This is a genomic window from Helicobacter sp. (assembly GCF_017502485.1).
Lineage (GTDB): Bacteria > Campylobacterota > Campylobacteria > Campylobacterales > Helicobacteraceae > Helicobacter_B.
On record NZ_JAFVUX010000004.1, the window covers coordinates 26,297 to 49,938 of the forward strand.

The 23,642-nt window shown below is 41.3% G+C and carries 25 protein-coding genes, 4 tRNA genes and 2 pseudogenes; 8 read left to right on the forward strand and 23 right to left on the reverse strand.

Translation table 11 applies throughout. The features are described from left to right. Positions 1-71: 71 nt before the first annotated feature. The 13 genes from IKB69_RS01215 to IKB69_RS01275 form a co-directional block, all read right to left on the reverse strand. Positions 72-551 (reverse strand): hypothetical protein, encoded by a 480-nt coding sequence (locus IKB69_RS01215; RefSeq protein WP_290945287.1) that lies wholly within the window; start codon positions 549-551, stop codon positions 72-74. An 82-nt stretch (positions 552-633) separates the two neighbouring features. Beyond that, positions 634-1,107, reverse strand: coding sequence for a methyltransferase type 11 (locus tag IKB69_RS01220; protein ID WP_290945289.1), 474 nt, complete (start codon positions 1,105-1,107; stop codon positions 634-636). Continuing rightward, positions 1,104-1,496 (reverse strand): methyltransferase domain-containing protein, encoded by a 393-nt coding sequence (locus IKB69_RS01225; RefSeq protein ID WP_290945292.1) that lies wholly within the window; start codon positions 1,494-1,496, stop codon positions 1,104-1,106. Before IKB69_RS01225 ends, IKB69_RS01220 begins: the two co-directional genes overlap by 4 nt. Before the next feature lie 33 nt (positions 1,497-1,529). Beyond that, entirely contained in the window at positions 1,530-2,081 is a 552-nt protein-coding gene (locus tag IKB69_RS01230) for a class I SAM-dependent methyltransferase (RefSeq protein WP_290945331.1), read from the reverse strand. Then, entirely contained in the window at positions 2,078-2,380 is a 303-nt protein-coding gene (locus IKB69_RS01235) for a hypothetical protein (RefSeq protein WP_290945294.1), read from the reverse strand. Before IKB69_RS01235 ends, IKB69_RS01230 begins: the two co-directional genes overlap by 4 nt. A 16-nt stretch (positions 2,381-2,396) precedes the next feature. Then, complete coding sequence (locus IKB69_RS01240; RefSeq protein WP_290945296.1) at positions 2,397-3,137, reverse strand: hypothetical protein; 741 nt, start codon at positions 3,135-3,137, stop codon at positions 2,397-2,399. 53 nt (positions 3,138-3,190) lie between these two features. Continuing rightward, positions 3,191-3,355, reverse strand: coding sequence for a hypothetical protein (locus IKB69_RS01245; protein ID WP_290945298.1), 165 nt, complete (start codon positions 3,353-3,355; stop codon positions 3,191-3,193). Positions 3,356-3,365: 10 nt separating this feature from the next. Then, on the reverse strand, positions 3,366-3,929 hold the full coding sequence (locus tag IKB69_RS01250) for a methyltransferase domain-containing protein (RefSeq protein ID WP_363240031.1): 564 nt from the start codon (positions 3,927-3,929) through the stop codon (positions 3,366-3,368). After that, entirely contained in the window at positions 3,907-4,107 is a 201-nt protein-coding gene (locus IKB69_RS01255) for a hypothetical protein (RefSeq protein WP_290945300.1), read from the reverse strand. The genes IKB69_RS01250 and IKB69_RS01255 overlap by 23 nt, the downstream gene beginning before the upstream one ends. Next, a complete protein-coding gene (locus IKB69_RS01260; protein ID WP_290945302.1) occupies positions 4,104-5,279 on the reverse strand; it encodes a glycosyltransferase family 9 protein in 1,176 nt (391 codons plus the stop codon). The genes IKB69_RS01255 and IKB69_RS01260 overlap by 4 nt, the downstream gene beginning before the upstream one ends. Next, the gene (locus IKB69_RS01265) at positions 5,279-7,249 is read right to left on the reverse strand and encodes a glycosyltransferase (protein WP_290945304.1); all 1,971 of its coding nucleotides are present in this window, start codon (positions 7,247-7,249) and stop codon (positions 5,279-5,281) included. Before IKB69_RS01265 ends, IKB69_RS01260 begins: the two co-directional genes overlap by 1 nt. 60 nt (positions 7,250-7,309) lie before the next feature. Then, complete coding sequence (locus tag IKB69_RS01270; protein WP_290945306.1) at positions 7,310-7,603, reverse strand: Rod binding protein; 294 nt, start codon at positions 7,601-7,603, stop codon at positions 7,310-7,312. Positions 7,604-7,674: 71 nt separating this feature from the next. Then, complete coding sequence (locus tag IKB69_RS01275) at positions 7,675-8,691, reverse strand: flagellar basal body P-ring protein FlgI (RefSeq protein ID WP_290945336.1); 1,017 nt, start codon at positions 8,689-8,691, stop codon at positions 7,675-7,677. 233 nt (positions 8,692-8,924) lie between these two features. Between IKB69_RS01275 and IKB69_RS01280 the strand changes: the two genes are divergently transcribed. The 4 genes from IKB69_RS01280 (at position 8,925) to IKB69_RS01295 (ending at position 12,499) form a co-directional block, all read left to right on the forward strand. Then, positions 8,925-9,245, forward strand: a complete 321-nt coding sequence (locus IKB69_RS01280) for a c-type cytochrome (RefSeq protein ID WP_290945307.1) — start codon at positions 8,925-8,927, stop codon at positions 9,243-9,245. Between the two features lie 93 nt (positions 9,246-9,338). Beyond that, a complete protein-coding gene (locus IKB69_RS01285) occupies positions 9,339-10,472 on the forward strand; it encodes an ATP-binding protein (protein WP_290945309.1) in 1,134 nt (377 codons plus the stop codon). Positions 10,473-10,529: 57 nt separating this feature from the next. Beyond that, positions 10,530-11,039 carry an rRNA maturation RNase YbeY gene (gene ybeY / locus IKB69_RS01290; protein ID WP_290945311.1) on the forward strand — a complete coding sequence of 170 codons (510 nt, stop codon included), beginning with the start codon at positions 10,530-10,532 and terminating at the stop codon, positions 11,037-11,039. 260 nt (positions 11,040-11,299) lie between these two features. Then, entirely contained in the window at positions 11,300-12,499 is a 1,200-nt protein-coding gene (locus IKB69_RS01295) for an acetate kinase (protein WP_290945313.1), read from the forward strand. 73 nt (positions 12,500-12,572) lie between these two features. Here IKB69_RS01295 and lepA read toward each other — a convergent pair whose 3' ends face one another. The 7 genes and pseudogenes from lepA to IKB69_RS01330 all read right to left on the reverse strand — a co-directional run. Beyond that, positions 12,573-14,366 carry a translation elongation factor 4 gene (gene lepA / locus IKB69_RS01300; protein WP_290945315.1) on the reverse strand — a complete coding sequence of 598 codons (1,794 nt, stop codon included), beginning with the start codon at positions 14,364-14,366 and terminating at the stop codon, positions 12,573-12,575. Beyond that, complete coding sequence (locus IKB69_RS01305) at positions 14,366-15,304, reverse strand: UDP-glucuronic acid decarboxylase family protein (RefSeq protein WP_290945317.1); 939 nt, start codon at positions 15,302-15,304, stop codon at positions 14,366-14,368. The genes lepA and IKB69_RS01305 overlap by 1 nt, the downstream gene beginning before the upstream one ends. Positions 15,305-15,466: 162 nt before the next feature. Then, positions 15,467-16,645 carry an outer membrane family protein gene (locus IKB69_RS01310; RefSeq protein ID WP_290945319.1) on the reverse strand — a complete coding sequence of 393 codons (1,179 nt, stop codon included), beginning with the start codon at positions 16,643-16,645 and terminating at the stop codon, positions 15,467-15,469. 125 nt (positions 16,646-16,770) lie between these two features. Then, positions 16,771-17,205, reverse strand: a complete 435-nt coding sequence (locus IKB69_RS01315) for a CoA-binding protein (RefSeq protein ID WP_290945321.1) — start codon at positions 17,203-17,205, stop codon at positions 16,771-16,773. Between the two features lie 8 nt (positions 17,206-17,213). Continuing rightward, on the reverse strand, positions 17,214-17,624 hold the full coding sequence (locus IKB69_RS01320; protein ID WP_290945323.1) for a hypothetical protein: 411 nt from the start codon (positions 17,622-17,624) through the stop codon (positions 17,214-17,216). Beyond that, positions 17,621-19,036: a UDP-N-acetylmuramate--L-alanine ligase gene (gene murC, locus IKB69_RS01325; protein ID WP_290945338.1), complete on the reverse strand. Its 1,416-nt coding sequence runs from the start codon at positions 19,034-19,036 to the stop codon at positions 17,621-17,623. Before murC ends, IKB69_RS01320 begins: the two co-directional genes overlap by 4 nt. Positions 19,037-19,120: 84 nt before the next feature. Beyond that, positions 19,121-20,254, reverse strand: a pseudogene (locus tag IKB69_RS01330) (succinyldiaminopimelate transaminase); the annotation flags it as partial. Between the two features lie 129 nt (positions 20,255-20,383). Here IKB69_RS01330 and IKB69_RS01335 point away from each other — a divergent pair. From IKB69_RS01335 to IKB69_RS01350, 4 genes are all read left to right on the forward strand, one after another. Beyond that, positions 20,384-20,458 (forward strand) — tRNA-Gly (locus tag IKB69_RS01335). Between the two features lie 52 nt (positions 20,459-20,510). Next, positions 20,511-20,597: transfer RNA gene (locus tag IKB69_RS01340), tRNA-Leu, on the forward strand. Positions 20,598-20,609: 12 nt separating this feature from the next. After that, positions 20,610-20,684: transfer RNA gene (locus tag IKB69_RS01345), tRNA-Cys, on the forward strand. Between the two features lie 27 nt (positions 20,685-20,711). After that, positions 20,712-20,799 (forward strand) — tRNA-Ser (locus IKB69_RS01350). A gap of 526 nt (positions 20,800-21,325) precedes the next feature. Here IKB69_RS01350 and IKB69_RS01355 read toward each other — a convergent pair. From IKB69_RS01355 to IKB69_RS01365, 3 genes and pseudogenes are all read right to left on the reverse strand, one after another. Then, positions 21,326-21,790: a YraN family protein gene (locus IKB69_RS01355; protein ID WP_290945325.1), complete on the reverse strand. Its 465-nt coding sequence runs from the start codon at positions 21,788-21,790 to the stop codon at positions 21,326-21,328. Beyond that, positions 21,783-23,093, reverse strand: coding sequence for a homoserine dehydrogenase (locus tag IKB69_RS01360; protein ID WP_290945340.1), 1,311 nt, complete (start codon positions 23,091-23,093; stop codon positions 21,783-21,785). The genes IKB69_RS01355 and IKB69_RS01360 overlap by 8 nt, the downstream gene beginning before the upstream one ends. Positions 23,094-23,103: 10 nt before the next feature. Continuing rightward, positions 23,104-23,642 (reverse strand): annotated as a pseudogene (locus tag IKB69_RS01365) (aspartate carbamoyltransferase); the annotation flags it as partial.

A 23,642-nucleotide genomic window follows, 5' to 3' on the forward strand; every position in this document is an offset into this window, starting at 1 on the left:
AGCGGTGCTAGATGGATTTGTGGGTGGATTTATAGATTGATCTGTTGGGTTTGTTTCACACCTTGAGTTTGTTATGCCCCCCCCCCATTACTTTTTAGCATTAAATAAATACCCTTAATCGCTGCTTTGTAATCATAAATAAAATTGAGTGTAACCGTGCAAATAAAGCAATCTAAAATACCTTGCGGAAGAGTGCTGTGCTGTGTGAGGTCGCCTATAATCGTGGCATTTTTGTTATCCGCGGTGTAGTGGAGAATCTCACTTTGGGTTACATTATTCCCAAAAGCTTTTGTGTAGGTGTTTTCGGCAATTTCACATACTCTACCTTGTATAAAATGTGCGTTTGCTTGTAAAAAATCATTTGTGTAGATTCTATCAATAGGTGTGCCACGATCGAAGCCAAAAACCCTTGATATAGGTTTTGTGGAGCGGAGATTATGCCATTTTGGTGGGTGGCATAGGCGATTATAGTGCTGTAGGGCTTTTAACTTACATCGATTGAAAATCCGCCACGGAAGCCTAAGTATAGTGCGTAATGTGCTGCCAAGCATAAAGTTTCCTAAAATCAAAATAGCGTGGATTCTACATTTTGCAATCTTAAATATCCCTTGATAGTTGTTGAGAGTTTAGATTCTAGCTTTTTGCCTCCATATACAGACTTGATATACCCTTATACGGAGAGCCATCAGCGTTTATATCAAGCAAGTAGGTGTTAAAGTTTGGAATCCTTGAGTAGTCATAACGCATTGTTTGTATGTCTGTAAATCCAGCAAGTCTTAGTAGTCTATGAAGCGAAAAGCTATCATAAGCCCATTTATGCCGCTCCCCAATGCTTGTGCGGATAAAGACTTCATCTCTAATATTACGAGGGGCGAGAAAATAGAGTGCTTTAAGATAAAGATTGAGAATCTTATTTGCGATTTTGTCAAGGGTGATTTTGGATTTTAGGCTAGTTGTTGTAAGTGTATTTTCTAAAAGCTTTTCTCCCACACGCTGTTTGATAAAATCTGCCCTTATTTTATCTTGGTTTGTTGCTATGGAGTGGAAGCACTCCCCCATCTCTCCGCCACTTTGCATACGCACCATTTGGTCAAACATTTCAATCATAAGCCAATCATATTCAAACTCAAGCTTTCTAAATTCCTGCGTGGGTGTTTCTTGCCCCCCCCCCCATTAGAATTTAGCTTTTTAGAATCTAAAAGGCGTGAAAGGGTTGAGAGATAGGCAGAAGCGAGATTCTCTAAATCTGGTACGACAATTCGCACGATACCATTTGGCTTTAAGATTCTTTTTATTTCTTTAAGGATTTGTAGGGCTTTTGGTGGAGTTAAATGCTCTAAAAAATGGCTACTATACGCCACATCAAAGCTTTCATCGGCGAAAGGGAGTGTGTTAAGCAAATTTACTTTCTTTACCCTTTTGTCAATCGGGCTAAAGTCGATATTTACCCAATCGGTGTGGATTCTACTACCACAGGCAAAGTTTAAAAGCTTCATTGCATATCCTTATGTATCAAATAAAGCTTGGCATTATAGTCCCATTTGACTTAATTTTTCACAATCATTCATAGTCTTAGATGTAAATCGCATTTTGATAAGTGTAAAAAGTCCCTTGTGTGCTAGTTTAACAACCCATTTAAAGCACAATGGCGAGATATGAGACTGACTAAATAAGTGCAATCCTCCATAAGAGCAAAAATGTAGATTATGACTTTTAGCGATAAGCTCTAAAGATTTGTAAGTATAAAAACTAATATGTTGTCCGTGGGAAAAGCCATAATACCACCACACATTTGCCCCACCAGATTCTGGAATAGCACAAGGGAGAAGCTCGGTAGAAAAAAGGAGATTTGGGCAAATTTTTAACATAGAATCTATTTGCGTTCTAGGATTTGGCAAATGCTCAAAAACTTCAAAGCAAGTGCATAAAGTTGGCTGTATATTTCCTTGCCATTCAAATCCCCTGGCAAAAAGATTTTCACAATATTCATCACTCCAATAGCTCTCTATCCCTACATCACGCAGCAGACGCACGAGTAGTCCGCTCCCGCCACCAAAATCAAGTAAAGTCTTTTCGCTTATCCCCCCCCCTCCATCAAAATATCACTTTTAGTATTCATAGCAAAAAAAATCGCTGCTACGCAGGATACGATTTTATACAAGTAAAGGTTGCGTGCTACTATGCCCGTATCTGAAATATTGATTGCGTTTTTGTAGGCTTGTGGCAGCCAATGTGCTTCATCGCAGCCTAAAAATCCGCAGTGTTGGCATTTGTAAAAAGGCTCATTATATTGATGTAAAATCTGCGTAAAAAAAGCTAATAGGCTTTGTGTGCCACATATTTTACAGGGGATATTTTGTTTGACATTTTGCGTATTCATAGATTCTCCTTTTAGGTTAGTCAAAATCTTTGCAAGTATGCAGGGGCAAATGTTCAATAGCTCTCAATCTCTCATCTCCTTGCAAAAATGAGAGATTGCCAAATGTATCGCGACTTTGCCTTGCGTGATGAATGGAGCAATACTCCTGCAAAGGAGCGGTAGTAAAGCAGAGCTTAGATTCTAAGCTTTTGTGGACAAAAAATAGATTTGTTCCACTAGAATCTGCCCCAATAAACACATAGCCCTTAGCTTTGCCAAGCGCGATTAAAGCCTTTATGCTTGCACCAAAATATAGTCCGCTAAAATGTGCTGCAAACCGCTCAAAATCTGCCCGATAAGGCACACTCACACAAAGCTCATCTCCAAACACAGCATTATACTCAACCACCACAATAGCGGGATTTACACATTCTATGGCTTCCCATACAAAATAATCTACCCCATCAATATCAATGCTTAAAAGAGCGATATTCTCTAGCTTTCTAGAATCTAACCATTGCTTGATTAGAGTGTTTATGTTTTCCTTTGTGATAAAGGCACATTGCGCTTGTAGATCGTGCTTCCAATATATTTCATCTTTTTTGATAGATTCAATATGTGTCGCATTGCCATCCATAATAAACCCCATAAAATTGCGTTTTTTCAAAAGGTAGCGCGTGTTAGATTCTGTATAATCTTGCACTCCAAACTCCACAAAAGCACGAGGATAAGGTGAGTGTGGAGAATCTAGCTCCAAAATTTCAATAAGTAAATCCAAGATTCCATCCTCACCATTTTGTGAATATGCACTAAACTCAAAATTTATAATGTTTACGTGCCCCCCCCCCCCCCATTAATGGTCCTCTTATAAAGCTCTTTATGTTGCTTTGATAGAAGGGTGGCTTGTAGCTGGGTGAGCTTATCCATTTTAGAATCTAGTTTATGGGTGAAGAATGCTCTAAGCTTTGTTAAGATTTTTTTAAGAAAATTTTTCATATTACTCCTTTTAATAGGCTAACGCTTTTATTTCATAGCTGAAAATTTGCGGACTTGGTGTATGAAAGGCGCTATTTGTTATGCGATTCCAAAAGGCGAAGTTAAGTTTATAGAGTTTTAAAAAGATTATGCGGATAGCTCTTTTTATCCCTTTTGTTCCAGCGAGTGCATTTTGGTCTATGATGTTTATGTGGGTAAATCCTGCCATTTTTAGCACATAGATTAAGCTTCCAGCTGTAAAAAGTGTATTGTGAGTAAAGTCTTCATATGCCCAGTAGCAGCCTGTATTGCTTTGGGCATTTGGCACTGCTATAAACATCTTTCCCCCTTCTTTCAAAATATTGTTCTTAAAATGAGAGAGAATTTCTATCACTTGTTCTTTTGGTAGATGCTCCAAAATGTGCGTGGCAATTACTAAATCAAACTTTTGATTAGGGATAAAATCTAAAATATTTTCACATCTCATAGATTCTATCCCTAAGCTTTGCACATAAGCAACAGCGCGCGGGTTAATGTCAATCCCAAGTAAATAAGGCTTGTGGTGGTTGATTTCATCCCCCCCCCCCCCCAGAATCTATAAAGCCAAAATTATGCTCTTTAATTGCCAAAAGATTTTGCCCAAAACCACAGCCAAAATCTAAGATTCTAGCGTTTGGAGGTAGCTGATAAATTACTTCATTGAAATACGCTGGCAAGACTTGTTTTTTGTAGGTTTCTGGGGATACACCCCTTGCTTCAAAATATTCACTCATTTTTGCTCCTTTGTGTAAAGTTGGTCTATAAGATTGATAACTTGCATAGGCTTTATGTCATTAATCTCAAGCGTGCTTTTATAAGCAAAGGCGTTGCTTAGATCCTTGTATCTGGCGTAATTTGCCGTGATAAAAGGGTGAAACACAGGGTAGTATTTATCCCTTATCTCCTTGGGATAGGGGATAAATCTACCCAAATGGTTGCCGTTATACACGACGATAATTATCGTCGTGTCTAACAAGGCGGCTAAATGCACGGCGCTTGTTTCATTCGAAACAAGCAGGTTGCCGTTATACACGAGAAATGCCAGCTCCACTAGAGTAGTTTTGCCAGTAAGATTGTGTAGAGAAAGTTTAAGTTTTTTTGCTTTTTCTTGTAGAATCTGCTCTAAGCAAAAACCAGATTCTACATCAGCACTACCTCCGCAAATAAGGATATTGTGCTTATAAACTCGCATTAAATGCTCTCCAACCTCTGCAAAATACTCTACATTCCATTGGCGATATTTTGCACTTGCCCCCACAAATAGAATGCTATAAGGCTCTGCTATGGCATTTTGTGTATGGGTATGCAAATGCAACTTTGGCGAAGTACTAAGTGGTTTTTGTAATACATATTCGAAAAACTCTTTATTGCGATAAAACTCAAAGAGAATCTCCGTGCTGCTTGGGGTTAGGGTGGTGTAGATTCTGTCATAGCGTGTTTTTTTGCGTGGGGAGAGATTGGCATCATCGCCTTGAGGGGCGATTTTGCTTAGGGCGTTTATATGTGAAGCAAGAGTAGCATTTAGCCAATCGCGAGAATGCACAGGATTAAGCAGTAGCTCATAATGCTTTTGCTTTATTTTGCGTAAGGTTTTAACCCTACTATAAATGCGTTTTGTTTGAAAATGTGTTGTGTTAATCCAAAGACAATCATTGCAATATGATTGGTCAAAATACTCATATAAGGGCTTCCAAACACTATTGCCAATAAGCGTGATGTGGTAGCTAGGGTAGGCTTGACGCACTTCGCTCAAAAACGCACGAAAAAGTAGATAATCGCCTATGGCATCAGTGCGAAGAATGGCAAGGGTTTGTGGATTGTGGGGTTTGGGCTTTGTGTAGGCAAAAATATTGACACAAAGCTCCATAATGGATATGAAACCTGAGCGTAAAATGGACTTTAGCATTATGCTACAAGTCCTGTGCTAGAGATATTAGAGCGATAGGAATTGCATTGAAGAGAATTGTGGCGTGGCTGAAGTGAAAGGCTTAAGAGTTTATACTGCTCCCCCCCCCCCCCCGTTAAAAATACATAAGTATCAAGATATGTATTTGCAACTTTTGCAGATTCAAATCTCAAGGCAGATTGCCTTGCATTTTGCGCGAGTTTAGCATAGGCTTTAGAATCTTGATCCAAAATCCACTTTATGCCTTGCGCTAAATCATCTGGGCTTGTAGCAAGATAGCCATTGTGTTTATGAGTAATCATATCGCCATTGCCACCGATGTCAAATGCCACCACTGGTGTGCCACAGGCTAAAGACTCCATAATGACATTGCTTAGATTTTCTGCCAAACTTGGTGCGACAAACACATCACAAGCATTAAAGGCAAAACATAGGGCATAATCATCGTGGAGAAAGCCTATCGCATGGGATTTAATCCCTTGAATCTGCGGTGCTGTGCCACCAAATACGAGTAGTTCGCATCTTGCCTTAATATCTTGTGGGAGACTTTCTAATGCACTTTTTAGCTCATTAAAGCCCTTTCTTTCAACACTTGCTCCACCGATAGCACCAAAGCCGATATAAAAGGTGGGCGATGAAAAAAGATGAGAAAAAAGAGCATAGAGAGTATGCTTAGCAATGGATAGTAGCCAAGCTTTATCTACTGCCCCCCCCCCAACTAATTGTGCGTAAGCTTTGATATAGGAGTGAGCGACTTTCGAAGATTCAAAGCTATTGTGTGCGGAAGCTCTAGCTGCTTGGGAGAGTTTTTCATACATTGTGCTTTCAAGAGTTAGGATCCACTCTATGCCTTGGGCTAGGTCGTCTGTGTCATAGCATTTGGCAAGGTAGCCGTTATGTTTATGCGTGACAATATCTTTTAGCCCACTTGTATCAAACGCCACTACTGGCGCACCACAAGAGAGAGCTTCAAGGGCGGTTTGCCCAAAGGATTCTAAATGACTTGGCATAATAAACATATCACTTGCACTATAAAGTAAAGTAAGCGTAATATCATCATGCAAAGTGCCTAGATAATGCGTAGCAATCCCACTGATATTATTTCCTTCAGTAGAGCCGAATACAAGTAGCTCACATTTGTCCTTAAGATATTGTGGGAGATTTTCTAATGCACTTTTTAGTTCATTAAAGCCTTTACGCGGTGTTGAAGTAGCACCGATAGCCCCAAAACTTATGATTTTTTTGGGTGTATGGATACGGAGTATTTCGCGTGCTAGGGACTTTTGTATAGGGCGATAAATGCTTGTGTCAATGGGATTTGGGAGATTGATAATAGGCTTAGTGCCTAAAAGTGCAGAATCTTTTGCACTTTGTGCAATCCAGCGCGATAAGCCATTGATGGTAAGGTTATTAAGTTTGGCATAAGTCTTTGCCTTGCGCCTAAATGTCCAAAAGCTTATATCAAACGAAGAGTTGGATTTAAGTAGGGGACATTTTTTACACTGGATGCCAACCCCTATACAGGCGGCTGCCACATAGTGGCAGCCGCCTGTATAGGGGTTGGCATCGTGTAAGCTCCATAGCATTGGAGCTTTGATAGATTCCAAATCTTTAATGTTAAAAAAACCATTTTCTACCCAATGCAAATGCACAATGTCTGGCTGCAAGGCATTGACTTTTGAAATAAGGAGACGATTGTGTGGAGTGAAAAGGGGTATTTGCGGGGAAAATACATCTTTGATGCGATTGGAATAAGCCATAAGTGGAATCTGCGAGAGAAAAGGGCGGATTTTTGAGATAAGCTTTTGGAGCTTTGTTTGAGCAAGTTGTTGCACCTTTGGAGTATCACTTGTCTTAGTCTGCGTGATGACGATAGAATCTACTCCCGCTTCTAGCAGTGCTTTATGCAGTCTTATACAAGCTCTACCGGCTCCGCCATTATCCTGAGTGATAAGATGTATAACTCTCATCTACCATACCTTGCTTTGATTTAAATGCGTATTATAGCCTATTTGTAAGCTACTCAAAATCTAGCCTCTTTGCTGCTCTTTTAGCCAATCAAATAGAGCTTGGCTATAGCCAAAACCTCCGGAGAGATGCTGGGCAAGTGTGTCCTTATACATTCCATGGTAAATCTCGCCACCGGGCTGCTTAGGGTAGATTGCGTTCTCAAGATTAAGTGAAGTATCTAGCATAAATTTTAGCAAAATCGCTTCAAAGGCATCAGTTTGCTCTCGCAGCTTTTCATCGTTGCTATTCTTGCTAATACTGGGGGTTTTGCTTGCTTGGTATGTTGCTAGAGTATTGCTCGTATCGATTTTCATTGTGTATCCTTTGTGTTTTGTGCTTCATATAAAAGTGGATTCTAGCACTTTGACTAGCTCTAGTAGAATCCTTATAGAATCTCTATGGGTGCAGTGATTGCACCGCTTTGACGCATAGCTTCTAGGATAGAGATCATACTTTTTGGGCTTGCGCCCATTTTTTGCAAGGCCTTGACTACATTGGATATGGTGGTATTTGGCTCGCTAGCACTAATTGTCGTACTACTTGGATCAAAGCTTGTCGTGGAGTCCAGCTTTTGCGCGCCCTTTTCATCAAGTAGTGGCTCGTTAGTGATTTTTAGCGTGATGTCTCCGCTTGTTACTACCACCGGGCGCACGGGGATGTCAATCCCTGCTACAATGGTGCCTGACTTTTCATCGATGATGATTTTGCTTCCTATTGTGTAGTCGATTTGCACTTCTTGGAGTAGAGCGACAAACTCTACGGGTGTTAGATTCTCTGGGCGATTAAGCTTTATAGTGCGGGAGTCTATGGCTATAGCACTTTGCTCGCCAAAAGTGCTATTTAGCACTTGCTGGACTTTGATGGCATTTTGGAAATTTGCGCTCTTTAGGCTTAAGGTTAAATCTTGCTGGTGACTTAGATTATAGGCTACTTCTCGCTCCACTACCGCACCTTGCGCGATGGTCGCACTCAAAAGATTAGCCGAGCTACCTGTGGTTACCGCACCTTGGGCGACAGCATAGATATTGCCATCTACTGCAGTAAGTGGAGTCATCACTAAAATCCCAGATTCTAGGGATTTGGCATCGCCTATGGAGGAGATTTGTATATCAAGCTTATCGCCCTGTCTAGCAAATGGTGGGAGATTTGCTGTAACGACTACTGCGGCAACATTTTTTGATTTAATGCTTTCAGGGCTTACTTTGACATTTACCCCCTCAAGCATATTAGCGATAGACTGCATAGTAAATTTTGAGCTAGTTTTATCGCCTGTGCCATTAAGCCCAATCACTAACCCATAACCTATGAGTTGGTTACCCCGCACGCCTACAATGCTAGCTATATCGCCAATTTTTTCGGCATTTGCGTGCGTGCTAAAAAGTAGCGAGATGATCGCAGTCATTATGTAGTGGTGCCATTGCTTATGCATTCTTGCAGTCATTATCTCTCCTTGAAATCTGCGCGTATTCTTTATGTATGGAGTTTTTAAGCAAAAACAATTCCATATAAGCTATCTCTACACTTAAAGCCCAAAGTGTCTCTGTTGGCACAAAAATTGGTTTTGCGCAAAATTATGGCATTTATTTATTTTTTCGTTGTAGAATCCATCCTCACAATTCACTAAAGGAGAAGGTTATGAAAATACTTCAGCAAAAACTTGTCGCTACATTAGGGGTATTGGGCTGTGCAGTTGCTCTTAATGCTGCTGAACCAGCAGATATTATTAAGACAAAGTGTCAAGCTTGCCACGGAGCCAATATGGAAAAACAAGCACTTGGTAAAAGCAGGATCACAAACGCAATGACAGAAGAAGAGATTAGAAACGATCTTCTAGGTTATAAAGCAAAAACCCTAAACCACTTCGGTCTTGGTGCTACAATGTGGGGGCAAGCAGCGGCATTGAGCGATGAAGAGATTGATGCGCTTGCAAAATATATCCCAACTTTGAAAAAGTAGCCATAGCTCCTATGCCTAATTGCCTTAGAGCAGTGGGCAGACTTTGAAATACCCGCGCAATTACATAGAAGCACCACATAGAGAAGCTACAAATTGAAGCCGCCTAGCGATACAAATACCCTAGATTCTATAAATTCTAGCTCCAAAAAGTCGCCACTAACTTTTACTGATAGCGATAACGATGATCGAGCTGGACAGGATTTCTTACGCGAGATCCAAGAAAACCCAGAGAATATTAAGCGGCTTTTGGAAGAGTTTATCAATATTAGCTACCGCTATGAAAAAGATGTTAAAGATGCTAAAGCCTTATATGAGTGGCTCATTGAGACGCTACCACAAGCCATTTGGGTTTATAACCACGATGGTAGCTTTTTCTACCGCAACACGCACGCGATAGAGATTTCTCCGATATTAGATTCCATACAAGCAAGAAAGCCCCACTGTAAACACAAGGTCGGCAATGGAGTAGATAGCGAGCTTGAAGTCGAGTATGATAAAAGGATATTTCTCGTGCAAACAGGCTCTTTTCAAAACCGCTTGCTTATTACTGCCACAGATATTACAAGCCAAAAGCGTCAAGCTAGACTTGCATCTATGGGGCAGATTTCTGCGCATTTGGCACACGAGATTCGCAATCCAATTGGCTCTATATCAATTCTGGCTTCTGCGTTGCACAAATCTGCACGAGAATCGCAAGTCCCACTAATTGATGAGCTACAAAAATCGATATTTCGCGTGGAGCGCATTATTAAGGCGACATTGTTGTTTTCTAAAGGTATTAGTGCCAACAAGCAGCCGATGAGAATCTGTGAGCTTCAAGATGAGTTACAAGCATTAGTGAAGAGCTATAGCTTTAGTAAGCATATAGAGTTTATCTATACATTTACTGATAAGATCGCCTATATGGATAAGGACCTAATGCTCATAGCTTTGCAAAATTTCTTATTTAACGCTATTGATGCTATTGAAGAGAGTGAGAGTGAGAGCGGCAAGATATTGATACAAGGCGATGTTGCACAGGGGCAAGTATGCTTTTTGATTAAAGACAATGGTAAGCCTTTTGATGACCCAAATATTCTCTTTGAGCCATTTGTAACTACCAAGCTTAAAGGTAATGGCTTGGGGTTAGCACTCTCTAGCCAGATTATCCACGCGCATTCTGGACGGATAGAGCTCAATGCTAAGGATAAAGAGTTTCATATCTATTTGCCCAAGGTAAGCACTTAGGAGCGGGATAAATATAGGCTGTTGTAGAGCTAGAATCTATGGTTAATGAGGTTATATATGCTACAAATTATCGACTCTACACAAAGGTTGGATTCTAACTTTTTGCAAGCTCTGCAAGTAAGACTTCAAGCTGTGCTAGAGCAAGTTGCCACCAGTTTGGCTAATGGCACGCGCACTCTCTTGCATAGGGATATTGAGCTGCTTCTTTGCTCTAAAGAGTATATGCACTCACTTAATGTGGAATTTATGGGTAAGGATTATGCGACTGATGTGCTAAGCTTCCCGCTTGCACCGCTGGATTTAGCTAGAGATTCTAGTGAGCTTGAACTGATGACGGAAGTCCCTTTGGGGAGTATTGCTATTAATATTCCCCTAGCCCAGATGATAAGCGAGCAATATAGCCATAGTCTTTATGATGAATTGTGCTTGCTTTTTTTACACGGATTGCTACATCTACTAGGCTTTGATCACGAAAGGGATAGTGGCGAACATCGTGCGCTAGAATCTAGATTGATTACTTCTCTATCACTTCCAAATGGGTTGATTGATCGCACGCTTTTGTCGTAGCCATATTATAAGTGCGTAGAATCTAAACATATTTTCTCAATGTGCCACTAATTTTTATGATTTCACCACTTTGTTTTTGTTGTTATTATGTTGTTTGCGTCAGGTTTGTGTTAAAAGTGTGTTAAAAATACACAAAACTCGAAATGGATTTTGTAAATTTTTGTGTATTAAGCAGAAATCTCTTACACTAAACTTTGGTCGCTTTAAGGCTAGCTTATACATTGGGCTTTATGCGTCAATCTTACTCAAGGAGAGAGATTATGAATGTCTTAGTTATCAACTGCGGAAGTTCATCGTTAAAATTTCAGCTTATACAGACTTCTACAAGCAAGGTGCTCGCATCTGGGATATGTGATCGCATCGGTCTTGATGGGAGTGAGATTAGCTATAAAAACGGAAATGGAGAGAAGACTAGCATAGACACATCTATAGAGTCCCACGCCAAAGCCATACAGCTTGTGTTGCAGTGCTTGGTAGATAAGGATAAGGGCGTAATTGGCTCGCTGGCAGAGATTTCTGCTGTGGGACATAGGCTTGTGCATGGTGGGGAGACTTTTAAGGAGTCTGTGCTTATTGATGAGAGAGTTTTAGATGAAGTAGCAGAATGCTCAATGTTAGCCCCATTGCACAATCCCGCTAATATTATTGGTGTGCGTGCGTGCCAAGAGCTTATGCCAAATGTCCCTATGGTTGGCGTATTTGACACAGCATTTCATCAAAGTATGCCACCTAGAGCATATATCTATGGTGTTCCTTATGAGTGGTATGAGAAGCATAAGGTTCGCAGGTATGGCTTCCACGGCACAAGTCATAAGTATGTCTCACGCCGAACTGCGGAGTTTCTAGGTCTAGATTATTATAATTCTAAAATCATTGTCTGCCATTTAGGTAATGGCTCATCGATATCTGCGGTTAAAAATGGCAAATCTGTCGATACAAGTATGGGGCTAACACCACTTGAAGGATTGATTATGGGGACAAGAAGTGGGGATTTAGATCCAGCTATTTTGGAGTATATTGCCGATAGGGAAAAGCTAAGCACAAAGGAAGTTGTCAATATTTTAAATAAAAAATCTGGCGTGCTTGGGATCTCTGGGCTATCAAGTGATTTTAGAGATCTTTTAGATGCTGATCTTAAGGGTGATGAGCGTGCCAAATTGGCTCGAGCTGCGTTTGCGTATCGTGTTTTAAAATACATCGGTTCATATTGTGCGGTGCTTATTGGTGTGGATGCGATTAGTTTCTGTGGTGGTGTGGGTGAGAATGCAAAGTTTATCCGTGGAATGATTGTAGAGCATTTGGAGTTCCTAGGCGTGAAGCTTGATACAGAAGCCAATAATGTCTGTGGGCAAGAAGCCATTATCTCTACTGCAGATTCTAAGGTTAAAGTATGTGTAGTCCCAACAAACGAAGAGCTTATCATCGCCCAAGATACAGAAGCAATCGTCTCTAGGCTCTAATATCAAGCCTAGTTAGTTTAAATATCCCATAGGCTAGTTTATATAGATTCTAGTTGTGCTACTAGAATCTACTTTAATCGATTTTTAGTATCGCAAGAAATGCTTCTTGTGGTAGATCAACTTTGCCGATAGACTTTAGACGCTTTTTGCCTTCTTTTTGCTTCTCTAGTAGCTTGCGCTTCCTTGTTATATCTCCCCCATAACATTTAGCAGTTACATTTTTACCCACAGAGCGCACACTCTCTCTTGCAATAATTTTTGAGCCAATACTTGCCTGAATAGCTACTTCAAAAAGCTGGCGCGGTATGAGATCCTTCATCGACTCTACGAGCGCGCGCCCTTTCTCATAGGATTTAGACTTTTCTACGATAATTGAGAGTGCATCGACAATCTCGCCCGCTACGCGTATATCAAGCCGAACCAAATCTCCACTCCTATATTCTATAGGTTCATAATCAAAGCTTGCATAGCCTTTGGTGCAGGATTTTAGTTTGTCATAAAAGTCCATTACAATCTCATTGCTAGGCAGGGCGTACTCTAGTAGCACGCGTTCTGGTGTGATGTAGTCCATTTTCTCCTGCACGCCTCGACGATTGGCTAGGAGGGTGATGATATTACCCACAAACTCACTTGGTGTAATGATACTAGCGCGAACATAAGGCTCTTTGATGTGGTCTATTTTTTGCACTTCGGGTAGCTCACTTGGGTTTTGTACTACCATCATAGAGCCATCAGTCAAATAGACTTCATATACTACCGTTGGTGCAGTAGCAATCAAAGCTAGAGAAAACTCTCTCTCTAGTCGCTCCTTGACCACTTCCATATGCAAAAGTCCCAAAAACCCCACCCGAAAGCCATAGCCTAATGCCACAGAAGTTTCTGGCTCAAAACTTAGGGCAGAGTCATTAAGCTTAAGCTTCTTTAGTGCTTCGCGTAGCTCTTCAAATTTATCTGTCTCAATGGGATAGATTCCAGCAAAGACAAAAGGTTTGGCTGGCTTGAAGCCCTCTATAGGCTCTTTTATAGGGGCTTTGGCATCAGTGATTGTATCGCCCACGGCTAGATCGGTTAAAGACTTTACCCCAAGAGAGATGATCCCTATCTCGCCACATTCAATCCTATCCGTGGGGATTTTTTGTACAGGGTGTGGGTAGTAGAGCCCTAGGATTTCATAGGATTTTTGGCTACTCATCACAAGCACACTTTGCCCTTTGTGTAATGCTCCATCTTTAAGCCGTACAAGTGCTAGTGCGCCTAAGTAGTTGTCAAACCAGCTGTCATAGATGAGTGCTTTTGTAGGGGCATTTGGGTTACCATTTGGTGCGGGGATTTTTAGCACGATAGATTCTAGTAGTGTTTCTATACCTATACCACTTTTAGCACTCACGCATAGAGCTTTAGAGCAGTCAAGCCCTATGCTCTCTTCAATCTCGGCGCATACCTTTGGTGCATCAGCTGCAGGTAGGTCGATTTTATTAATCACAGGGATAATTTCTAAACTATTATCTAATGCGATATAGACATTAGCGATTGTTTGGGCTTCTACGCCTTGGGTAGCATCTACGACAAGTAATGCGCCCTCACAGGAGCTAAGGGAGCGGGAGACCTCATAGCTAAAATCCACATGCCCGGGTGTATCAATTAGATTTAGAATATATTTTTGCCCTTGGTAGGTATAATGCAAACGCACGGATTGAGCTTTAATGGTGATCCCACGCTCCTTTTCTATATCCATTGTATCCATAATCTGGCTTGTCATCTCGCGCTCACTCACTGCTCCACACTCTTGGATAAGTCTATCTGCAAGTGTAGATTTGCCGTGATCAATGTGGGCGATGATAGAAAAATTTCTAATACGATCTTGCACTATATGATTCCTTTAAAATACGCAATAGTTTTCTCTAGCCCTTCTCTCAACTGCACTTGTGGGCTAAAGTTTAGCTCTTTTTTGGCTAGGGTTATGTCTGGTTGGCGTTGCTTTGGGTCATCTTGGGGCAGGGGTAAAAATACAAGCTTAGATTTAGAATTTGTTAGCTCAAGCACATTGTTGGCAAGTTCTAGCATACTAAATTCGTGCGGATTGCCAATATTTACCGGTCCAAAAAATCCATCCCTACTATCCATAAGTGCCATCATTCCACTAATCAAATCATCTACATAGCAAAAACTTCGTGTTTGGCTCCCATCGCCGTAAATTGTAATGTCTTCCCCACGCAAAGCCTGAATGATAAAGTTACTCACCACGCGTCCATCATTTGGGTGCATTCTAGGACCATAGGTATTAAAAATCCGCATAACTTTAATATTTAAATTATGTTGCCTTTGATAGTCAAAAAAGAGCGTCTCCGCACACCTCTTGCCCTCATCATAGCAAGCCCTTATACCGATAGGATTGACAGAACCCTTATAAGATTCTACTTGCGGGTGGATTTCAGGGTCGCCATAGACTTCGCTCGTAGAGGCTTGTAAAATCTTAGCTTTCACGCGTTTAGCAAGACCTAGCATATTTATCGCGCCCATTACAGAGGTTTTAGTCGTTTGCACAGGGTCAAACTGATAATGCACTGGGCTTGCCGGACAAGCGAGGTTATAAATCTCATCAACCTCCACATACAGCGGAAAAGTTACATCGTGTCGCATAAATTCAAATCTAGGATTTTGCAAAAGGTGCATAATATTTTGCTTTGTGCCGGTGAAAAGATTATCCACACACAGCACTTCATCGCCGCATTCAAGTAATCTCTCACATAAATGCGAGCCTAAAAACCCCGCCCCTCCGGTTACTAGAATCTTTTTGTTTAGCATAGTAATCCTTAAATGTGTAAATATCTTGGATTATAGCATAGTAGTATAATGATTGCAGGCGCGCCCAAGAAGCTCCAAAGCTATAGATAGACACACATTAAGTATGCAAAATTTTATAGTCAATCACTAAAATCTATGTGGTTGCATTAATTAGTTCAAGGCTTAAAAATGATATTCCACATAGCCACGGAAAATCATATAACTTCCAAGATTTTGCCCAAATTTTGATGGCGCTGGTGTTGGGTTACTTACGCCAAGTGCGCTTATACCCATTCGCACATTTTGTATGGGGGTGATATCCATCCTAGATTCCCAGTTTAAAATGCTCTGGGAATCTAGGATACTTGTCCTAAACGCTCCGTAAAAACTGATATATTCCCACAAATCTGCCGAGACAAAGACATAAGGGGTTGTAGCATTATAGTAGAATGTTCCATCAGCTCGCTCAAAGGGTGTTTTTTGCCCAAAGCCATCAATGTAGATCGCCCCACCTTTGGGGGTATTGATGATACCAGCACCAATGCGTATCCAAGACATATCAACACCACCCTCTGCCCAGATAATCCCGCCACCACTTCTATTGAGTACTTTACGCTGGTCATTTAGCTCGACATAAGAAGTAAGATGTATTACACCTTTAAATAGGGTTTTCTTAGTAATAGGGAGATTTAACTCGCCTTTAAGCCCGGGTGCTACGAAGAAATCTGGCACAAGGTAGATATAGGGCATGAGAGTGATGGGAGCTTGGGGGATAGAGAGCTTCGCACGCAGATAAAATGCCCCACCCATCCATTTTCCTACTTTGCCACTTTGATACTCGCCAAACACTTTGTAGTTTTGTGAGAAATGCGGGGTGATATAGGCATTCCTTAAAGACCATGCAAATGCTAGTGAGAGATTGGGGATTTGATCATAGCTTAGAGAAAGCCCTTCATTGAAGTGTGTGATCCACTCTTCATCCATACGAAATCGTCCAACTGTCCCTCCAAAACGCTCGTATTGGTTATAGTAGTCTGCATAGAGCTGGGACATTTCAAAATAGGTTTGACTTTTTCTAAAGTCGTTAGCGACTCCTTCATAAAGTTTGGGGATAAGCCACATTTCTGCCCCAAATTTATAACCCATAAAGCGTCTAGACTCATAGCCAAGGCTTAGATTGATGTCGCCATAAGTGGGAGCTTTATCAATAGACTGCTGGAAGAATAGCCCTACATGTCCATAAATTAGCCCTCGCTCAAAGGCATCTTGAAAGGAGTTTGCTGGAGCATTATTGAGCCTAATATTCGCTCCTTGTATAAGCCCAACACTCAAGAAAACAAGTACTAGCTTCCTTAGCTTCATCACCATTCCTTGTAGTAATTGAAAGGTCTTAATGTAACCACCAGCAAAAATAATGCCAAGTTTTAGATTTTGGTGAAAGTTTTAGATTCTAGTGGTGTAGAAGTGTATAACAAGCTGGGGCTAAGCTAGCGAAGTCTTTGGTGCTCAAGTTTAATACAGCTACCTTCTTCGTAGGCGATCCCAGCCTGTGTTAGCATAGTATTTGCTGCTGTATTCTGTAGCCCTAGCTGCACCCAAATACACCTTGGTTTAAGTTCTAGCTCTAAAATTTCTTGGGCGATTTGAGGTAAGGCTTCGCTTTTGCGAAAGATATTAATAATATCTATGCTGATATTTTGAGCGCGTAGGGCTAGAGCACACTCTTGTAGTGTGGGGAATACTTCTTGTCCTAGAATCTCCCCGCCCTTTGGATAAATAGGGATAATGTTATAGCCTTGCTCTTGTAGATATGCAGCGACTTTATAGCTAGGCTTTGTAGGATCAGGCGAGAGTCCAATAATGACAATTACCTTACTTTGAGCTAGAATTTGTGCTTTTTGCGTGTCGTTTAAGATTGGCATATTTTCTCCTATTCTCTGCCTATTTCTTCGATTGTATGACCATTGAGTAGCTCAGCATCTTCCTTAGAAGGTATCGTAATCTCACATTTTTCTAGTAAGATGATGATGTTGCTAGTAGGAGTACCATTTTTACCAATGAGTGTGTAAGTTTGGCTAATGAGATTGAAGTCGTTTTTATGCACTAAAAATCCTTCGCAATCAAGCGTCTGCCCAGACTCAAATGCTTCTTCTAGGAGTGTAATGATGCTTGTGCGTTTTGATTGAGTGTAATTATATCCGCCAATTAACACAAGCACGACTGATAATATCGTACCTACAATAAGTTTTCTTTGTTTTGTGAGATGTGATTGAAGCAAAAGCACAAAGCCTAGCACACCTAGTAGGCAAAAAATCCCAACAACAGAGATTGGTCCCATCATTTTACACCCCGTAACTGGTAGGTGATATCCCCAGCACCAAATCCTATCACTATGCCTTGTGTTAATGTTGTAAGCAATGTGTCATTATCATAGATTTCTAGGACATTGCCATTGCGTTGCGTGCGCGTGGCAAACAGAGGGTTATAATGGGCAAAAAGCTTTTGTAAATCTACTTCCCTAGGATCTTCTCCAGCGCGCCAAACAGGCAGAATGATAAGACGACCATCGCTAGAAAATGCTCCATCAAAACAGGCTTGAAAAGCACTAAGATTGTCAAAAAGCCGAGAATACTTATGTGGCTGCCAGATTGCTGTAATAGTTGTAATGCCTCGTAGCTCAGCGTAGATTTGTAGGGATTGTATGGTTGCTTTGATTTCTGTGGGGTGGTGGGCATAGTCATCGATGATTGTAAGAGGAGAAGTACTTAAAATATCAAAACGCTTTTTAATCCCAGCAAAATGCCTTAGATTTTCGCGCACTTGTTGGATATGGCTAGGAGAGTAGTTAGCGTGATCTAATGTCACTCTTTGTTGAGTGGAATTAGCCCTAGAATCCATCTGCATAGATTCTAGGGCAGCAAGTATGGCTAAAGAGGCGTTTTGTGCAGTATGCTCACCTAGTCCCCACACAGCAAACTCCCCTACATTGCGCAAGCAAAAGTGTGTATAGGGCATATCATTTTCTAGGTGGTAGGTAATATTTGTAATATCTTGCTGTGGATTTAGGTGTAGGCAGGGGATCGTGCTTGTGCGTAAAAACTCATCACCATCATTAACACAACGCAAAGTGGCTTTGCTAAGGAATTGATTATAGGCAGCTTGTAGTTCTTGGGGATCGTGGTTGTAGGTTTCCATATGTTCTGGCTCTGTATTTGGGATTATGGCTAGGTATGGATTGGAGTTTAAAAAGCTCTTATCTGACTCATCCGCTTCAAAGATGATGTTTTCACTCTGGGCTTCGCGGACATTAGAGTGAAACTCCTTACTTTCTGCGCCAATAATCGCGCCAAAATCCGGGAGTATACTACTAAGCATAGCGCTAATGCTTGATTTGCCGTGTGCTCCACACACACTAAAGACACGCTTGGAATCTAAGATTAGTTTTAAGGCTTGTGTGCGTGATAGGACAGGGATATTGCTAGCTTTTGCTTGGATAATTTCTAGATTATCCTGCTTAATTATGGCGGAGTGGATCACTAGATCTTGCCCTTGTATCGCGCTTTTGTCGTGGGGGATATGGATTTGCACGCCAAGAGAGCGGAGATAGTGGGTCGTAGGCGAGTGAGCGATGTCGCTACCACTAATACTCGCACCCTGTGCGCGCAAATATTTAGCCAACCCAGAAATCCCTATGCCTCCGATGCCGATGAAGTGGATTTTAGCTTTGTGTAGTGGTGGAATCTGTGTTTGTATAGATTCTAGGCTAGAATCTAACGCTACATCTAACTCTCTAGATTCTACACAATTTGTGCGCATAGATGTGTGGTAAAACTTCGCCAAATCGCTTAAAATCTCTTGCATTTGCTCTGATGGATACACTAATGCTATACGCACATATCCCCGTCCAGCATTTTCTCTGCCTAGAAATCTACCCGGTAGCACTGCAATGCCTGTGTGCTCATATAGCTTTTTGGTAAAGTTTAGGTCATCTTCCACAGGTAACCACATATAAAAGCTATAAGGCTCGATATGGATATGCGGGAAAAGAGCTTTAGCAAGTTGTAGATTTTTGCTATATATTTTGCGGATTTCTAGTGCGCCTGCCTCATCGCTCCACGCTACTGCGCTTGCACGCGATAGTGGTATGGGCTGGGCTAATCCTGCATAGGTGCGATAAGTCATATAGCCTTGTAAAATCTCCCTATCCCCTGCAACAAAACCGCTCCGCAAACCCGGCGCGCTACTGCGCTTGGAAATGGAGTTAAGTGCTAAGATGTTTTTAAAGCTTGTATTGCCAGCTTTTATGCTTGCTTGCAAAATCCCCGCTGGGGCATAGTCTTTGGCACAAGTAGATTCTAGAGAATCTGGGATTTGATAAATCTCACTATAACACTCATCGCATAGGAGTAGAAAGTCATATTTTAGGGCTTTTTGCACCCACTCTACTAGCTCATCTAGACTTAGTGTAGCACCTGTGGGATTATTAGGTGAGTTTAGTATCACAAGATTAGCAAGCTTGCACTGTTCATCGCTTAAGATGGGTTTAAAGTTATTTTCTTTTGTAAGTGGCATATAGATAGTTTTAGCAGAGCTTGCAATTGCAGCTCCTTCATAGATTTGGTAGAAAGGGTTTGGGTGGGCTATGACAGGGCTTTTGATTTGCGCTAGATAAAATTGTGGAAGATTAAAAAGCACTTCTCTTGTGCCAAAGGTAGAGATAAGTTGTTCGTGGCTAAGTGCAATACCATAGCGAGTTTTGATAAAGCCTAGCATTGCATCTTTGAGATACTGGGTCCCAGCTGATGGTGGATAGTAGCGTAGCTCATTAGCATAATCTTGTAGGGCTTTGGTGATAGGTTCTGGTGTAGGTAGCTGTGGCTCGCCAATTGTAAGCTTGCGGACAGGGGTTTTAGGTGTAATGTCGGCTAAAAGTTTTTGCAATCGCTCGAAAGGATAAGGCTCAAAATGCATAAGATTCCTTTGAAGTTATTTTGTAGTTAGGGGACATATTAAGTGGGATATTGTAGAGAAAAAATACTAAAAGTTACTTTTATACCTTGATTTTTTTAACAAGCATTGCTAGAATTACGGCTTTACAACGCGGGAATAGCTCAGTGGTAGAGCACAACCTTGCCAAGGTTGGGGTCGCGGGTTCGATCCCCGTTTCCCGCTCCACTTTTAATTAATCAATATCTTTAGAAATATTTTACTATTTTTGTCAATACTTGCCCGGGTGGTGGAATGGTAGACACAAGGGACTTAAAATCCCTCGGACATTGTGTCCGTGCCGGTTCAAGTCCGGCTCCGGGCACCACCTTGGGGTTAAGGCGACATAGCCAAGTGGTAAGGCAGGAGCCTGCAAAGCTCTGATTCCCCAGTTCGAATCTGGGTGTCGCCTCCAAATAGCTACTAAATTTTCTGCAATATACGGGAGATGGCTGAGCGGTTGAAAGCGGCGGTCTTGAAAACCGTTGAGGGTAACACCTCCGGGGGTTCGAATCCCTCTCTCCCGGCCACTCATTTTGTTTCCATAAATTTATAGCGGTGATTATTGAGGTGATATGTAGATTCTGTGTAGTTGCTAATTGTCTATTGTTACATAATATGGTGGGTAATGAAAATATTCTCAATATGTGGATATGTAGCGGTATTGATAATTATGTGGCAAAAGGTATAGAAGAGTATTAGGTTTTCAAAAGTGTGGATGGACGCGGTATTCGATAAGTGCAAAAGCGTAGCACTATCCAGATAAAGCTGATATTAGATGACTATGGTCGGGGCGATTCTTCAATCTCGTGGTAAGAGCTGAGATGATTTGGATAGTGCTATGCTTTTGGTACGGGCTTATAACTGATGAATAGCTTGCTAAATTTGGCAATAATATGCTTGAGAATATGTGCGATGTGGGAGAGTTGTTATAGTTGCCAAAGAAAGAGATCGCAATGATCATATTATATATATTGGGAATAAAATATATAAATCACGCTTTGCTACTGGGCTGTTGATAGGATTTGATAGGCTTGTGAGATTACTTAATGAAGATCACTCGAGGCTTATATTTTCTAATAATTCAATACTATTACCCCAAATTAGCAGTGCATCAACACAATATTGACAGTTCTGCAAATCAATATCTAAGGCTTGTAGTCCTTGCGTAATCTTATGGGTATCACACGCATATTTGGAAAAGTTAGATTTTTGAGATGGCTGGAGATTGTGGCAGGCGAAAAGCAATACATCAATACTGGCGTAGATTTTTTGTAGTTTTTTAGAAGTGATAGCATAGCGTGGTGAGAGTGAACTTGCTGCGAAAGTCTTTACTTCAATAAAGTGCAAAAAATTATCGTGCAAAGCAATGATGTCAATCTCACCAAATTGTGTGCAATAATTGCGCGCTAGAATCTTAAAACCTTTAGATTCTAGCCACTCACATGCCCTTTGCTCTCCTGCTCTACCTTTTATATGTGTTTGTTTTTGTGATGATTGTGCTAGCTTTTGACTACTCATCTTCTATGCGGATGATAACAGGCTTGTGACGCACAACTTCTAAGGATTGTAAGCCTGCGATCGCATTTTGTATGGCAAATTCGGAAGTTGTGTGTGTGGCAAGCAGGATTTTAGCGCAGTTTTGAGAGCCACTAGAATCTAGTGTGCTTGGTTTTTGTAAAAATGTGCTAATGGAAATCTTATGATAGCTAAGAATTGCAGCGATTTTTTCTAAAACTCCGTGCTTATCATCAGCTAGGATTCGCAAATAATATTGACTTGTGATGCTTTGCTTAGGGATAATGCTGTGGCTTTGCTCTGTGATAAAGCCTAGCATTGGGTTTGCTTGCTCTTGCTTAAGATTTCGGCTACATAAGCGTGCAATAGCGATAAGATCGCTTATGACAGAGCTAGCGGTGGCATTGCCCCCAGCACCAGCTCCATAATACACACTCTCACCAGCGCAGTCGCCAACAACGCTTACAGCATTCATCACACCATCAACATCTGCTAGTAGTTTGTCTTCACCAATCATAGTGGGATGCACGCGTAGCTCTATGGAATTATCGTGCTTTTTAGCAATCCCCAGCAGTTTTATGCAGTAGCCAAATTCTTTAGCAAACTCAATATCTTCACATGCTATATGTTCTATCCCTTCTATAAGCATATCTTCTGGGCGCACATCAATACCATAGGCAATGCTAGCAAGGATTGAGAGTTTATGTGCTGCATCAAGTCCGTTAATATCTAGGCTGGGATCTGCTTCGGCATAGCCTAGCTCTTGAGCTTTTTTGAGTGCCTGGGCAAAATCCCAATTATCTTGAGTCATTTTGGTTAAGATATAGTTGCTTGTGCCATTAAGAATCCCCCTTATAGCTAGAATTTCATTCGCACTTAAGCCGACCTTGAGTGCATTGATAATAGGGATACCTCCACATACGCTTGCTTCAAATCCTACGGGCGTGCGTGCGAGTTTGGCTAGATCATAGCGGTGGTAAGCAAGCATAGCTTTATTAGCAGTTACAAACGCTTTACCTTTTGATAGAGCAGTTTTAGCAATGTGATAAGGTAAATCTCTTCCGCCTACTAGCTCAACCACGACATCAATCTCATCATCATTTATTATCTCATTAATATCATCTGTAAGTGGGATAGGGTAGGCTCTAAGCTTGCTCATATCCCGCACACAAGCCTTTTTGACGATGATTTCTACCCCTGCGCGCGCAGTAATAACATCGCGATTTTTTTCTAGGATGGCAATCACGCTACTCCCAACCACACCAACCCCTATTACTCCGACTTTGAGCTGTTTTTTTGTCAGCATTTTGCTCATACTACCCCCTTGTTTCTAGGATAAAAAACTCTAACACTGCCATACGAACTGCTACGCCATTTCTCACTTGTTGCAAGACTTTGCAACGAGAGTCTTTGAGTAGTTCATCTTCAATGTCGATATTGTGATGCACTGGACCTGGATGCATAATAACTATATCCCTATCGCCTATGAGTTGTTTGGTTAGGCAAAAGTGGTTAGCATAATCACGCAAAGAGCCGTAATTTTGCTTGCTATGTCGCTCTGTCTGCGTGCGTAAAGAGATGATAGCGTGCAGAGAATCTATCGCCTCTGTAATGTCGTGCGTATAAGCAAGCTTGCTGTGCGGTGGGAGAAAGTGTGGAGGAGCTATAAGCACAAGCTCTACTCCATAGCGAGAGAGTAGCTCGATATTACTATTTGCCACGCGAGAAGTTTTAATATCGCCGATAATGCCCACTCTTTTGTCAGCAAGATTTTGCCCTAGACATTGCCTAAGCGTGAGCAAATCAAGTAGAGCTTGAGTGGGGTGGGCGTGTGCACCATCACCACCATTAATGA

Coding starts and splice junctions, on each gene's coding strand:
- IKB69_RS01215 (WP_290945287.1), bottom strand. CDS start 551: ATGCTTGGCAGCACATTACGCACTATACTTAGGCTTCCGTGGCGGATT.
- IKB69_RS01220 (WP_290945289.1), bottom strand. CDS start 1,107: ATGATTGAAATGTTTGACCAAATGGTGCGTATGCAAAGTGGCGGAGAG.
- IKB69_RS01225 (WP_290945292.1), bottom strand. CDS start 1,496: ATGAAGCTTTTAAACTTTGCCTGTGGTAGTAGAATCCACACCGATTGG.
- IKB69_RS01235 (WP_290945294.1), bottom strand. CDS start 2,380: ATGAATACGCAAAATGTCAAACAAAATATCCCCTGTAAAATATGTGGC.
- IKB69_RS01245 (WP_290945298.1), bottom strand. CDS start 3,355: ATGAAAAATTTTCTTAAAAAAATCTTAACAAAGCTTAGAGCATTCTTC.
- IKB69_RS01255 (WP_290945300.1), bottom strand. CDS start 4,107: ATGAGTGAATATTTTGAAGCAAGGGGTGTATCCCCAGAAACCTACAAA.
- IKB69_RS01260 (WP_290945302.1), bottom strand. CDS start 5,279: ATGCTAAAGTCCATTTTACGCTCAGGTTTCATATCCATTATGGAGCTT.
- IKB69_RS01265 (WP_290945304.1), bottom strand. CDS start 7,249: ATGAGAGTTATACATCTTATCACTCAGGATAATGGCGGAGCCGGTAGA.
- IKB69_RS01270 (WP_290945306.1), bottom strand. CDS start 7,603: ATGAAAATCGATACGAGCAATACTCTAGCAACATACCAAGCAAGCAAA.
- IKB69_RS01275 (WP_290945336.1), bottom strand. CDS start 8,691: ATGACTGCGATCATCTCGCTACTTTTTAGCACGCACGCAAATGCCGAA.
- IKB69_RS01280 (WP_290945307.1), top strand. CDS start 8,925: ATGAAAATACTTCAGCAAAAACTTGTCGCTACATTAGGGGTATTGGGC.
- ybeY (WP_290945311.1), top strand. CDS start 10,530: ATGCTACAAATTATCGACTCTACACAAAGGTTGGATTCTAACTTTTTG.
- IKB69_RS01295 (WP_290945313.1), top strand. CDS start 11,300: ATGAATGTCTTAGTTATCAACTGCGGAAGTTCATCGTTAAAATTTCAG.
- IKB69_RS01305 (WP_290945317.1), bottom strand. CDS start 15,304: ATGCTAAACAAAAAGATTCTAGTAACCGGAGGGGCGGGGTTTTTAGGC.
- IKB69_RS01310 (WP_290945319.1), bottom strand. CDS start 16,645: ATGAAGCTAAGGAAGCTAGTACTTGTTTTCTTGAGTGTTGGGCTTATA.
- IKB69_RS01315 (WP_290945321.1), bottom strand. CDS start 17,205: ATGCCAATCTTAAACGACACGCAAAAAGCACAAATTCTAGCTCAAAGT.
- IKB69_RS01320 (WP_290945323.1), bottom strand. CDS start 17,624: ATGATGGGACCAATCTCTGTTGTTGGGATTTTTTGCCTACTAGGTGTG.
- IKB69_RS01355 (WP_290945325.1), bottom strand. CDS start 21,790: ATGAGTAGTCAAAAGCTAGCACAATCATCACAAAAACAAACACATATA.
- IKB69_RS01360 (WP_290945340.1), bottom strand. CDS start 23,093: ATGCTGACAAAAAAACAGCTCAAAGTCGGAGTAATAGGGGTTGGTGTG.